11 protein-coding genes, 4 tRNA genes and 1 pseudogene are annotated in these 12,743 nt (G+C 45.9%); all 16 read left to right on the top strand.

Annotation, left to right across the window (positions count from 1 at the left end):
- The 16 genes and pseudogenes from rpsR to scfB all read left to right on the top strand — a co-directional run bounded on the left by rpsR (position 1) and on the right by scfB (position 12,732).
- Positions 1-246 carry a 30S ribosomal protein S18 gene (gene rpsR, locus AB3489_RS14625; protein ID WP_015044996.1) on the top strand — a complete coding sequence of 82 codons (246 nt, stop codon included), beginning with the start codon at positions 1-3 and terminating at the stop codon, positions 244-246.
- 147 nt (positions 247-393) lie between these two features.
- Positions 394-717, top strand: coding sequence for a MazG-like family protein (locus tag AB3489_RS14620; RefSeq protein WP_015044995.1), 324 nt, complete (start codon positions 394-396; stop codon positions 715-717).
- Between the two features lie 15 nt (positions 718-732).
- Positions 733-1,701, top strand: coding sequence for a DUF2232 domain-containing protein (locus tag AB3489_RS14615; RefSeq protein WP_368293442.1), 969 nt, complete (start codon positions 733-735; stop codon positions 1,699-1,701).
- Positions 1,698-2,144, top strand: a complete 447-nt coding sequence (gene rplI, locus AB3489_RS14610; protein ID WP_015044993.1) for a 50S ribosomal protein L9 — start codon at positions 1,698-1,700, stop codon at positions 2,142-2,144. Before AB3489_RS14615 ends, rplI begins: the two co-directional genes overlap by 4 nt.
- Positions 2,145-2,177: 33 nt before the next feature.
- Entirely contained in the window at positions 2,178-4,094 is a 1,917-nt protein-coding gene (lonC, locus tag AB3489_RS14605) for a Lon family ATP-dependent protease (protein WP_368293441.1), read from the top strand.
- Between the two features lie 19 nt (positions 4,095-4,113).
- Positions 4,114-5,442, top strand: coding sequence for a replicative DNA helicase (dnaB, locus tag AB3489_RS14600; RefSeq protein ID WP_368293440.1), 1,329 nt, complete (start codon positions 4,114-4,116; stop codon positions 5,440-5,442).
- Between the two features lie 154 nt (positions 5,443-5,596).
- Positions 5,597-6,880, top strand: coding sequence for an adenylosuccinate synthase (locus tag AB3489_RS14595; RefSeq protein ID WP_368293439.1), 1,284 nt, complete (start codon positions 5,597-5,599; stop codon positions 6,878-6,880).
- A 130-nt stretch (positions 6,881-7,010) separates the two neighbouring features.
- A tRNA-Lys gene (locus AB3489_RS14590) sits at positions 7,011-7,086 on the top strand.
- Between the two features lie 593 nt (positions 7,087-7,679).
- Positions 7,680-8,292: pseudogene (locus AB3489_RS14585) on the top strand (DUF3102 domain-containing protein); the annotation flags it as partial.
- Between the two features lie 163 nt (positions 8,293-8,455).
- Positions 8,456-8,531 (top strand) — tRNA-Glu (locus tag AB3489_RS14580).
- 45 nt (positions 8,532-8,576) lie between these two features.
- Positions 8,577-8,652 (top strand) — tRNA-Phe (locus AB3489_RS14575).
- Between the two features lie 129 nt (positions 8,653-8,781).
- Complete coding sequence (locus AB3489_RS14570) at positions 8,782-10,062, top strand: M14 family zinc carboxypeptidase (protein ID WP_368293438.1); 1,281 nt, start codon at positions 8,782-8,784, stop codon at positions 10,060-10,062.
- 133 nt (positions 10,063-10,195) lie between these two features.
- Positions 10,196-10,270: transfer RNA gene (locus AB3489_RS14565), tRNA-Gly, on the top strand.
- Positions 10,271-10,436: 166 nt separating this feature from the next.
- Positions 10,437-10,988, top strand: a complete 552-nt coding sequence (locus AB3489_RS14560; RefSeq protein WP_368293437.1) for a hypothetical protein — start codon at positions 10,437-10,439, stop codon at positions 10,986-10,988.
- Between the two features lie 14 nt (positions 10,989-11,002).
- Positions 11,003-11,143 (top strand): six-cysteine ranthipeptide SCIFF, encoded by a 141-nt coding sequence (gene scfA / locus AB3489_RS14555; RefSeq protein ID WP_019224921.1) that lies wholly within the window; start codon positions 11,003-11,005, stop codon positions 11,141-11,143.
- Positions 11,144-11,292: 149 nt separating this feature from the next.
- Positions 11,293-12,732: a thioether cross-link-forming SCIFF peptide maturase gene (gene scfB, locus AB3489_RS14550; RefSeq protein ID WP_368293436.1), complete on the top strand. Its 1,440-nt coding sequence runs from the start codon at positions 11,293-11,295 to the stop codon at positions 12,730-12,732.
- The last annotated feature ends 11 nt before the right edge of the window (positions 12,733-12,743 follow it).

Below are 12,743 nucleotides of genomic sequence, written 5' to 3'. Positions count from 1 at the left end.
TTGGCAAACGCTGCCGTAAAAAAGGAACGGGGACGCCGTCCGCGTAAAAGAGTATGCAGTTTTTGTGTTGATAAAGTTGAGAGCATTGACTACAAAGATACACAAAAATTACGTAAATATATTACTGAGAGAGGCAAAATTCTGCCCCGTAGAATCTCAGGCAATTGCGCTAAACACCAGAGGCAAGTCACGATTGCCGTTAAACGGGCTCGCAGCATCGCGTTGCTGCCCTACATGATTGACTAGTAAAAAGGGAGCAACGCTCCCTTTTTTTATTTTATTTCCTTAATTTAGGCAACAGGGCAAGTTTTCTTTGTTCTGGGAAAAGTAGAAGAAGGAGTTTCAGCTTGATTTCGCGAAATCTTACATTACTTTTTTGCAGGAGGTATTGTTGTGGAGTCTGTTGCTGCGATCAATATTGATATCGTAAAATCCTCGAAAGCCATAGAGGAATTAAAAGTGGAGCTTCTCAAAGCTCAGTGGCTGGTCCAGCAGGGGACTTTAAGTGCTTCCCAGGAACAGCTTCTCGATAGTATGGCCGGTCTGGTCGGTTTAAGCTATTTGCTTACCCGCAGGCTTGGCTTTGACTATTCCCGTTTGGACAGGGTTTTGTTTAATAAAATGTCCCGGTGGCAGCGGGAAGATTTCCTTAGTCTCGAAACTGAATGGGGTGACCTGAGTCTTTTGCTTGGTTATCTTGTTCCCGAGGAAGACTGAACAGGAGAAAATTAAATGGTTATAAGTGATAAGGATGCACTTCGGTATGTATCCGGATTGATCGTATTGTTTCTTCCCTTACTTGCGTCTTTATTTGACTTCTGGAGCTGGATCGTCGAGGTATTATTGATTTTTTCCGTTTTATTTCAGACCAGAAGTACCGGCTGTCGAAAAACGGCTATTTTTTTAGGAATTGGTTATATTTTAGCTTTTATTCCAGTTGGAATCAGTGGAATCTCCCTGATTGGATTTACTCCCTGGGCAGGGATTTTGTTGGTTGTCATAAAAGAAAAAGGGTTTTCTACCAGTCAGAGTGTATTCTGGAGTTTGCTGCTGGCTGCGCTCATTGGGGCATTACCGGTCATTCCTTCAGTCAACCAGGCCCTTCAGCCCGAGAATCTGGAAAAGGAAATTGCGTTGAGCACGCAGTTTTATCAGCAGTCTCTCCAGCTTATTCAGCAGTTCGGCTGGCCTAGCGCGATTCAAAATCAGATGGTCAGTATTGAGCAATATAAATCCAACCTTCAGGTCATCATGCCCGTCTATTATCAATTGATGCCGTCTTTTGCCGGGATATCTGCGATGATTGAGATTGCATTGGTCTACATGTTGTACAGAATTTTTTTGGGCGGAGGAAAACTTAAGCCTTTTTCTTTATGGAGGATGCCCTGGTATGCGGTGTGGTTGGCGATTATTGGAATTGCTGCCTATTTGGGCGGAGACTACTTTGCCAACAGTATTCTGAGAATAACCGGAATGAATGTGATGGCCGTTGCAGTTTCGATAACCAGTATGATTGGGCTGTCCTGCCTGGCTTATTTGATCAAAAGCTTGAAGTTTTCCCATCTGCTGATCTGGATTATTGTAATTATGGTGGCTTTCGTTTCACCGTTCTTTTTCATATGTCTAATATTTACGGGGCTTTTTGATTTAGTATTTAATTTCCGAAAGATCCCTGAAAAAATGGAGGAACAAAAACCGTGAAGGTAATATTAAAAGAAGATGTCAAGGCACTCGGTAAAAAGGGTAAAGTATGCGAAGTCTCAGATGGCTATGCCCGTAATTTTCTGATCCCGCGCGGACTCGCAGTTGAGGCAACTCAGGGAAATGTTCAGGACCTGGTGCATAAACAAAAACAGGAAGAACTGCGCAAACAGAAAGAAAAACAAGCGGCGCTGGATCTTTCCCAAAAAATCGAGAACATGGATATCATTGTCAAAGTGAAAGTCGGTGAAAAAGGCCGTTTATTCGGTTCGGTAACGAATAAAGAGATCGCCGAGGTATTGGAAAAGGAATATCAACTCAAACTAGATAAAAGAAAAATTGAAGTCAAGGAACCTATCAAAGGATTGGGAGAATATCAGGTTACGGTAAAGCTTCATTTTGAAGTAACAGCAAATCTGAAGATAAAGATAGAAGCTCAGTAAGACCGAAGAGTAAAGCACAAGGATGTGACCAGCGTGAAAGGCTTATTTAAGAAATTTTTACAACAGGAGGGGCAGGAAAATCACGAGAAATATACTGCGGAGATTGCGGACGGACAGTTAAAACTGGAGATAGACGCGCTGTATGTCGTGCTTTCCAACCTATACGGAACAGATAAATTAATTTTAAAGGCGAGCAAGCTGGAGGCTCTTACCCTGATGCGTTCCGAAAAGCTCGAGGAACGGGTATTGGGCTTGCAAAAGCTTGTCAACGATGATCCCACGGACAAACCGGCGCCGGACCTGCAAGATATTCCGGCAATTCTGACGGAGGTTGAAGAGCAGATTGCCGAGACGGTTGCGAAGCGTTCCGTAGAAGACCGTTTAAATCAGGCGGTTGCCGAGAAAATGCAGGAGCGACACGAAGAATATATCAAAGAGATCAAGACCCAGGTTCTGAAAGAGACAGGAGGTCCTGAAAATGCGCAAACACTCCGAAAGCTTGCGCAGCTGGAAAAGATGAAAGCAACAAAGCCGGTATCCTCCGCAATTGAAATCCTGAGACCGCAGACGACGGAAGAAATTGTCGGACAGGAAAGCGCCTTGCAGGCCCTGCTGGCAAAGCTCGCGACGCCTTTCCCCCAGCACATTCTGATTTATGGTCCGCCGGGAGTCGGCAAAACATCAGCAGCCAGGGTTGCACTGGAAACCGTCAAAAATTTTCCGGATTCTCCTTTCAGTAAGGATGCGCCGTTTATTGAAGTTGACGGTACGACGCTGCGCTGGGATCCGCGAGATGTCACCAATCCTTTGCTTGGTTCAGTTCACGATCCGATTTATCAGGGTGCGAAAAGAGATTTGGCTGAGACCGGTATCCCCGAGCCCAAACTGGGCTTGGTCAACGATGCTCATACTGGCGTTTTGTTTATCGATGAAATTGGAGAGATGGATCCAACGTTGCTGAATAAGCTGCTGAAGGTCCTGGAAGATAAGCGGGTTCATTTTGAGTCTTCCTATTATGATCCGCATGATCCTCAGATTCCTTTATATATCAAGAAGATTTTTGATGAAGGAGTTCCCGCGGATTTTGTACTGATTGGGGCCACTACGAGAGAGCCGCAGGATCTGAACCCGGCCTTGCGCTCCCGCTGTGCCGAAGTCTATTTTGAGCCTTTGGAACCGGCCCATATCACCCATATTATCAGACAGGCAGCCCTGAAACTAAATGTGCAGTTGGAAGAGAATGTACCGGAAATTATCAGTGAATATATGATTGAGGGACGAAAAGCGAACAGCATCCTTTTGGATGCGTATGGTCTGGCCAGGTTTAGGAATCCCGGCAAGAAGGAAGTCTTGATTTCGGAAGACGATATCAGAGAAGTGCTCAGGTCAGCCAGACTGACTCCTTTTGTTCAAAAACGGGTAACTGCCGGCAAGGATACCGGCAGAATACTCGGACTGGGGGTATCGGGATTTCTTGGCTCGGTTCTGGAGATTGAGGTGAAAGTATTCAACGGGGAGACCGGCAAAGGAAGTATCCGCTTTAATGAGACGGCAGGTTCAATGGCCAGGGACGCAGTGTTTAATGCCGCAGCTGTAATTCGGAGCCTGACAGGAGAAGACTTGAAGAACTATGACCTCCATGTCAATGTGGTTGGTGGTGGCAGAATAGACGGGCCCTCGGCCGGACTTGCCACGACCATGGCGATTTACAGCGCCTTGAAGCAACAGCCTCTGAGAGGAGATGTAGCCGTGACCGGTGAAATCTCAATCCAGGGAAAAGTCAAACCAGTTGGTGGCATTTACGAAAAAATATTTGGGGCCAAACAGGCCGGTGTAAAAACAGTGATCATTCCGACGGAGAATCGCGGAGAAGTTCCTGCGGGATTAAAAGGAATTGAAGTCCTTGCTGTTGAAAATATAGAGGAAGCTATAAAAATTGCACAAGCCTAGCAAACGAGGAGAAATGAGCATGGAACTTTTGAAAGTTCCTCCCCATAATCTTGAGGCTGAACAGGCTGTTCTGGGCGCGCTGATGCTTGATCCCCAGAAGGGCAGTGCTGTATTCGAGATTCTACGTCCGGAGGATTTCTACCGCGATAATCATAAAAATATTTACCTGGTCATCAGGGATATCTTTGAAAAAGGGGACCCTGTTGATTTGGTTACAGTGGCTGAGAACTTAAGGCAGGCAGGCAGGCTGGAGAGCATCGGGGGAATTGGAACAATCTCTCAGATCGCCGGATCTGTGCCTTCAGCGGCCAACGTGGAACATTATGCCCGGATTGTGGCGGAAAAAGCCCTGCTCCGTCAGCTGATCCGCATTGCCGGCTATATTGAAGAAAAAGGGTACGAAGCGGGAGAAGAAGCCCTTAGTTTATTGGAGGAAGCCGAAAGACTGATCGTAGAAATCTCTCAAAGACAGTCCAAGGAAGGTTTCGTTACGATCCGAAGCATTCTCCTGAAGACATTTGACAAGATCGAATACCTCTATTCCAATAAAGGAAACCTGACAGGGGTTCCGACCCATTTTCGGGAGTTGGACCGGATCACTTCCGGCTGGCAGGCTTCCGACCTGGTTATTATTGCCGCCAGACCATCGATGGGAAAAACGGCACTTGTCCTGAATATGGCACAGAATGCTGCGGTAAAATCCAAGGTTCCTGTAGCGTTATTCAGCCTGGAAATGTCCAAAGAGCAGCTTGTCCAGCGTATTCTTTGTTCGGAAGCGATGGTAGATCAGCAGCGGGTCAGGACCGGCGAACTATTGGACTCAGACTGGCCAAAGCTTACCCAGGCCGTAGGTCCGCTGTCCGAGGCACCAATCTTTATTGATGATACCGTTGGGATATCCCTGGCAGAGCTTCGGTCCAAAGCTAGAAGATTAAAAATGGAACAAGGACTTGGACTGATTATTATTGATTATCTGCAGTTAATGACCGTCGGCAAGAAGGTAGAAAGCCGCCAGCAGGAAGTCGCCCAGATTTCCAGAGGCTTAAAAGGCGTTGCACGTGAACTATCCGTGCCGGTTATTGCCCTGTCTCAGCTTAACCGCGGTGTTGAGCAGCGTCAGGACAAGCGGCCACTGATGTCCGACCTTCTGGAATCCGGATCGATCGAGGCTGATGCCGATCTTATTTCTTTTATTTACAGGGATGAATACTATCACCCTGATTCGGAGAAAAAAGGTATTGCTGAGATTATTATTGCCAAGCACCGCAATGGTCCTGTAGGTACAGTTGAGCTTGGGTATTTGAAGGAATTTACGAAATTTGTTAACCTCGATAAGAATTATGGTTAATACACGATAAGATTATCGTTTATATTTGGTTGTATCAAATATTCGAACATTTAGCCTAGGAATACAGCAAATGTTCGGATTTTATTGACAAACAGGGGCGATCGTTGTTAAGATGAAGTTTGGATTGAAGTCGTGATGGAATGGGGGATTTGCATTGGCGGCAGTCATACTGATCGGCACCCAGTGGGGTGACGAAGGAAAAGGTAAAATAACAGACTTTCTGGCTGAAAAAGCCGACATGGTAGTCAGATATCAAGGAGGAAACAACGCCGGACATACGGTTGTAATTAATAAGGAGACTTATAAACTCCATCTGATCCCTTCCGGGATTTTTTATCCTGAAAAGGTCTGCGTAATTGGCAATGGCCTGGTTATTGACCCGAAGGTATTGATTGAAGAACTTGAGTATCTCAAGGACAAGGGCGTAAGCACAGACAACCTTAGAGTCAGCGGTAATGCCCACGTGATCATGCCCTACCATCGCATTCTCGATGTGCTTGAGGAAGAGTATAAGGGAGACCAAAAAATTGGAACAACCAAACGCGGTATCGGCCCCGCTTACAAGGATAAAGCTTCCCGTACTGGAATCAGGGTGTTGGATTTCCTGGATAAGGACGAGCTGGCAGCGAAGCTGCAATATAACCTTAAAGAAAAAAATTTGTTGATTACAAAGGTGTATGGACAGGAAGCGCTCAGCTATGAAGCTGTGCTTCAGGAATGCCTGGAATATGCGGAGAGGATCCGGCCTTATGTCGGCGATTCTTCTCTGGAAATTAACCATTTCTTAAGTGACGGGAAAAAGGTTCTGTTTGAAGGCGCTCAGGGAACGCTTTTGGATTTGGATCATGGAACGTATCCGTATGTCACTTCTTCCAACCCTGTGGCCGGGGGAGCCTGCATTGGTGCAGGAGTAGGACCAACCCGGATCAACAAGGTTGTCGGTGTTGTTAAAGCCTATACGACCAGGGTCGGCGAAGGACCGTTCCCAACGGAATTGACCTGCCAGACAGGGGAACTTATCCGGGAAAAAGGCGGAGAGTATGGGACAACAACCGGACGGCCGCGGCGCTGCGGCTGGTTAGACGCTGTCATTACCCGTTATGCGGTGCGGATCAGCGGCATTTCTGATTTTGCATTTACCAAATTGGATGTCCTGACAGGAATGGACACGTTAAAGATATGTACAGCTTATCGCTACAAAGGTGAAGTCCTTCATGATTTCCCGCAAAGTTTGAAAGTCCTCTCCGAATGTGAAGCGATTTATGAAGAAATGCCGGGCTGGCAGGAAGATCTGACGGGAATCAGCGAATATAGCCAACTGCCGGAGCAGGCCAAGAATTATATCCAGCGCTTGGAAGAGCTGACCGGTGTTCCGGTTACCATGCTCGCTGTTGGGCCTGGCCGCAATCAAACGATTACGCGGGGTAATATCTTTTAAGGATTTTGATAATGAATCTGAATGTACTTTAATTTTTTCGGATTAATTTCTGGTTCCGAGATGTCAAGGATTATTAAAGTTTTACTTGACAGTCCGGGGACTGAAATGATAGAATCATGAATTGTGGCCTGGGCCATTAGCTCAGTCGGTAGAGCACCTGACTTTTAATCAGGGTGTCCCGCGTTCGAGTCGCGGATGGCTCACCATTTATGTTGAAAATGCTTGTATCCGTAAAGGGTACAGGCTTTTTGCATTTTTTGGACGCAGACACCATGACTCGGGGAAGAGACGCTGACGAATAAAGACCATGTTTTTTCGCTTGCGAATTTGAAAGGATCGTGGTTACAACGTTCTTTAAATAAGCAAATATATGCAGCCCATAAGTATCTAGGGTTGGTCTGGGTGTCACACAATTCCCCTTTCGGCAGATAGCGCCCTCCATGACGCTAACAGCCGCGCTCCGCATCCATGCTCCGCTTGACGCTGGAACTTGTGGCACCCAGACCTAATATGGGGTAATCAGGCTTGAATGAAATTATTTGAGCAATGAATTTAAGAATGTTGTACTAGATAATAATGATATAAGGGAGTATTCGATGCATCTGCTTAAGGAATAAATAGGGCTTGCAAGCTCTAACTAAATTTGGTATTTAGAAGTTTAACAAATCAGAACAAGCTATAAAATAGGTGATTGCGGCAAGAGCCAAGGCGATTTTGATAGGTTTATACCCAAGTCTTCACCATCCGAAGCCCGTCTACGTATGCTGTAATTAAAGCTACCAAAAAGGCGGGAATCAAAATGAATGAACCAATCACTGAACGCACGCCGCTTGTCATCACGGCTGAGATTAATAGGATAAAACAACAGACTTGTAAAATCATGCTTACCAGTGCCATCGAGGTTGGCAAGCGACTGAAGGAGGCCAAGGCACTGCTCCCGCATGGAGAATGGGGAAAATGGCTGGTCGAATCGGTGAGCTATTCCCAGCGTACAGCCAACAGGCTGATGCAGCTCTTTGAAGAATATGATATAAACTGTTCGCTTCCACCGGTGACAGCGGCAGGTTAAATTCGTCAGCGCTGAAGAATTTAACCTGCTACCAGGCTCTTCTCCTTTTGGGGATTTCGGAAGATGAGCGGGAGAAAAGAAAGAGCAGGCTCAAGTCACGCCTATACCAAATAATCCTGGGGAAATCAAAATAGAATATGTAACCGTCAAAAAAATGGACAAACCAAGAAACAGGCCAACAACTGCAGCCTCCCAAACCTTTACCACGAAGTATGAAGAAAAATGCACCGCTTGCTGCCAAACGATCGCCGATATATTCTACGAACTGCTGACAGCGCTCGGTCAACTGGCCAGACTTGATCCGGCGGTAAAGGAAAAATGCAGTAAAGACGCGAGCCGGCTTTGGCCTGCTTCACCACCGGATATGCATTTCCGGAGCGTAAGAAAAAAACAATAAAAACCTAAAAAAGTTCTTTACTATTTGTCATATTATCTGTATAATACAGAAACGTGAGCGAAAAAATTGGGTGAAACCATCATAGATGGTTCACGAACGTATCGCCTATGGCCCGTTGGTCAAGCGGCCTAAGACACCGCCCTTTCACGGCGGTAACACGGGTTCGAATCCCGTACGGGTCACCATATTTCAAAATTAAGCTGAGTTTTGATAGATTGGTAATCGATCACGCCTCGGTAGCTCAGTCGGTAGAGCAGAGGACTGAAAATCCTCGTGTCGGCGGTTCGATTCCGTCCTGAGGCACCATACGTCCTGTAAAGCGAGTTATAACGGTTTTTTACTGTTAAGGGCTCGTTTTTGTTTTTGCCGCAACCCTACACACATCCTTTCGAATCCCCATAGATTATAACAACGAACATAGATGGGGGGATTTAGGTGCGCGTACTTAAGATCGGAGTCAGAGGAAATGATGTGATGGAAGTTCAAGCTTTGCTCAAAAAGCTGGGCTATGATCCGGGGACGGTAGACGGAGTATTCGGAACAAATACAGAGCGAGCGGTGAAGCAGTTTCAGGCAGCCAGTGGTCTCCAAGTAGATGGAATCATTGGTCCAATCACTTATCAAAAGCTCTTGCCGTTACTGAACGGCTACATAATGGTTACGGTTGCTGCGGGAGATACGTTATATCAGATTGCCAACCGTTATAAAATCAATACTCAGCGGCTTCTGGCAGCAAATCCCGGGGTCAGTTCTGACAATATAAGATTAGGACAACAGTTGACCGTGCCCTATGCTTTTGATGTTGTCGATACAGACCTCAATTATACCTACGAAATCATGCAGCGGGATATTGCCGGGTTACAGAAACGCTATCCTTTCCTGGAAACCGGGGTTGCCGGGAAAAGTGTTCTCGGGCGGAATCTTTACTATCTGAGGCTGGGTAATGGACCGAATCAGGTATTCTATAATGCGTCGCATCATTCACTGGAGTGGATCACAACGGTTATGCTAATGAAGTTCTGTGAAAATTATCTGAAAAACTATGTGGACGGAACTTCGGTCAGGGGATACAACATAAGAGAGATATGGAGCCAAAGCTCAATTTATTTAATTCCTATGGTGAATCCAGATGGTATTGATCTGGTTTTAAACGGACTTGAGATAAATCACCCTTTCTACACGTCTCTTCTGAAATGGAATGAAGGCCGGATGAATTTTGGCCAGGTTTGGCAGGCCAATATTCGTGGCGTAGATCTGAACCACAATTATGATGCATCCTGGCAGTTGTCGAAACAAGCGGAAGCCAGTCATGGGATAACCGGGCCCGGCCCGACCAGATTTTCAGGGACAGGTCCGGAATCCGAGCCTGAATCCAAAGCAGTTGCAGACTTTACGAGAAATCATAATTATAGACTTGTCCTGGCCTACCACAGCCAAGGCAGGGTGATTTACTGGAATTACAGAGGTCTGGCTTCGGCCAGGGACCGGCTAATTGCACTCAGTTTAGCAGAAAAAAGTGGCTATGCGCTGGAAGAAGCGACCGGAATAACATCGTATGCAGGCTATAAGGACTGGTTTATCGAAAAATACCGGAGACCGGGCTATACGGTTGAGGTTGGGCTTGGCCGAAATCCTTTGCCGATTTCTCAATTCGCGCAGATCTATCGGGAGAATGAGGGAATGCTGTTACTGGCGTCGCTTGTTACTGCAGGCTAAGAAAAAGGATGGTGAAGTGCTGAAACTGGTGGTGAAGGATGGAGACATGATGGTGTAGGATAGAAAAATGATGGCCTCTTGACGAATGAGAGGATAATAAATATAATAATAGTTACCTGAAAAAATACCTTATGCGGAAGTGGCTCAGCGGTAGAGCATTGGCTTCCCAAGCCGAGGGTCGCGGGTTCGAATCCCGTCTTCCGCTCCAATTTAAGAATATAAGGCCAGTTTTAAGCTGGTTTTTTTATCGAAAAAGCTAATTAATGGTATTTTAGCGGGACGCGATGTATAATAAAAATCACATGAGGCTTTAGTGAGGCGTTAAGCCGAAAGGAGCTGAAAGGAAAAGAATGTTATCTGACTCTGATAGCCGAATGTTTTGCAAGAAGGGCAAGTTCAAGAAAATTGTGGCAATATTGACCATTGTGATCATGACAGCAGTATTAGGCGGATGTAATTCATTGGATGATGCGGTAGCGAAAGCGAAGCCGCTTATTCCCAAAGGATATGACTTGGTAAAAGTTGAACAAGTCAGTGATAATTCCGGGATTGTATTTTACACGTTTGAAGAAGAATTAAGCACAGGAATATTCACAAAAAACAGTTTTGGCTGGAAATGGACAGGAAGTGCGGTTGGCAAGCTTGTCACTTATCCCGACGGCCTACAGTGGCGATATGCGGATCTTGGAGAAGATGGCACCCAATATTCGGTCTATTACGGCAAGATAACGAATAAGGATATTGTACGTGTAACTGTTACGACGATCGACGGGGAAAAGGTCCAGGGGAAAATTGTTAACACCGATCAGCTGAGATTATGGTATGCGTTTGTCAGTGAACCGCAGGTCCCATCGGTAAGCGCAGATATCACCGGATACTCCGCTGAAGGAAAGGTCATCTACTTGTTCAGTCAGCCTAAACAATAATAAGGAGGATACGCATGGCTAAACATATTCAGACAGTCATTAAGGGGAACTTAGCCTCAACAGCCAAAACCGGAGGATGCGGAAAATGCCAGACATCTTGTCAATCGGCTTGTAAGACATCTTGTACAGTTGGCAATCAGGTTTGTGAAAAATAACAGGAACATCATAGAAGACAGACAGACGGTTATTTATAAAGGGGTTCTGTAAAAAAGCTTGGCGTCAGCCAAGTTTTCTTTTTTCATAAAGGTATTTCAATGGTATAATTGTTCTGAAAACTATTACGATGGGCAGAGGATACAGAAACATGAAATTGACGAACTACAATATAGCAAAAAATGTACATGTGTATACGCAAGGGAAACTTCAGATTGCCTACGATGTCAATTCGGGGTCGCTTCATGTGATTGATGACAAGACATATGCTTTTATTCAGGAATTGATAACATATCAGCAAAAGAACAGTTTGGAAGATTCAGAAGAGATGCTGGACAGTTGCGGGTATAATCTTTCTTCTGAAGAAAAGCAGGAAATCCTGGTAGAATTGAAAGTGCTTCAGGATCAAAAGCTGTTGTTTTCCTGCGAGCCCGAAGAAACAATACTACCGTTTTCTGACCGGCCGGTGATCAAGGCGATGTGCCTGCACGTTGCGCATGACTGCAACCTGCGCTGCAAATATTGTTTCGCGGGAACAGGACCTTTCGGCGGTAACCGCGAATTGATGAACGTTAAGACAGGCAAGAAAGCGTTGAAATTTTTATTGGACCACAGCGGAGACCGGGGACATTGCGAGGTTGATTTCTTTGGCGGCGAACCGCTGATGAATTTGCCGGTTATCAGGGAATTGATTGTTTACGGCCGGGAAATAGCCGCTCAGGCCGGTAAAAAGATCAAGTTTACACTGACGACGAATGCGGTTCTGATGGATGAAGAGACAGCCAGATTTTTGGAAGACGAAGGAATCAGTGTTGTACTGAGTCTGGACGGACGCAAGGAAGTAAACGATAGAATGCGGCCTTTCCTGAACGGAGCCGGAAGTTATGACCGGATTATGCCGCAGATCCTTAAATTTACGGAAATGCGGCCGGAGACGTCGCGTTATGCTGTCGGCAATTATTTTTATGTCCGGGGAACCTATACACATTTCAATAAAGACTTCTACAAGGATGTCCTGCATATGGCGGACAGCGGCATCCGAAGGATCTCTGTGGAGCCGGTGGTAGCTTCTCCGCAGGAAGTGTATGCTTTTAGAGAGGAAGATCTGGCAGAAATCAAAGAAAGCTACGATATTTTAGGAGAAAAAGTGCTGGAATATCGCGAGGCAGGGAAAGAATTTGTCTTTTTTCACTTCAATGCAGGCCTTGATGAAGGACCTTGCCTGATTAAGAGACTGTCGGGCTGCGGGGCCGGACATGAGTATGTAGCCGTCTCGCCGGAGGGGGATATTTACCCCTGTCACCAGTTTGTCGGACAGGAAAAATATAAAATGGGATCTGTGAATGATCTGAACTGTGAACTGAAGGAAGAAATTGTTCAGTCCTTCCGCCAGGCGCAGGTCTATACGAAGGAAGAATGCCGCGTCTGCTGGGCACGCTTCTCATGCAGCGGCGGATGCCATGCAGCCAATGTAGCTTTCAGCGGGGAACTGACAAAAGTGTATCCGATGGGATGCGAGCTGCAGAAAAAAAGGCTTGAAGTCGCGTACTATCTTAAAATCATGGAAGCCAAGCAAAGGGTTCTTATTTAACAAGAGAACCC

The organism is Dehalobacter sp. TBBPA1 (genome assembly GCF_040931655.1).
GTDB lineage: Bacteria > Bacillota > Desulfitobacteriia > Desulfitobacteriales > Syntrophobotulaceae > Dehalobacter > Dehalobacter restrictus.
Note: the sequence above shows the minus strand (reverse complement) of the source record. Positions and strands in the feature narration are given on the sequence as shown.

Excerpts from the sequence above, each read along its gene's own strand:
- scfA (WP_019224921.1), top strand. The coding sequence starts at position 11,003 with ATGGCTAAACATATTCAGACAGTCATTAAGGGGAACTTAGCCTCAACA.
- scfB (WP_368293436.1), top strand. The coding sequence starts at position 11,293 with ATGAAATTGACGAACTACAATATAGCAAAAAATGTACATGTGTATACG.
- AB3489_RS14560 (WP_368293437.1), top strand. The coding sequence starts at position 10,437 with ATGTTTTGCAAGAAGGGCAAGTTCAAGAAAATTGTGGCAATATTGACC.
- AB3489_RS14615 (WP_368293442.1), top strand. The coding sequence starts at position 733 with ATGGTTATAAGTGATAAGGATGCACTTCGGTATGTATCCGGATTGATC.
- dnaB (WP_368293440.1), top strand. The coding sequence starts at position 4,114 with ATGGAACTTTTGAAAGTTCCTCCCCATAATCTTGAGGCTGAACAGGCT.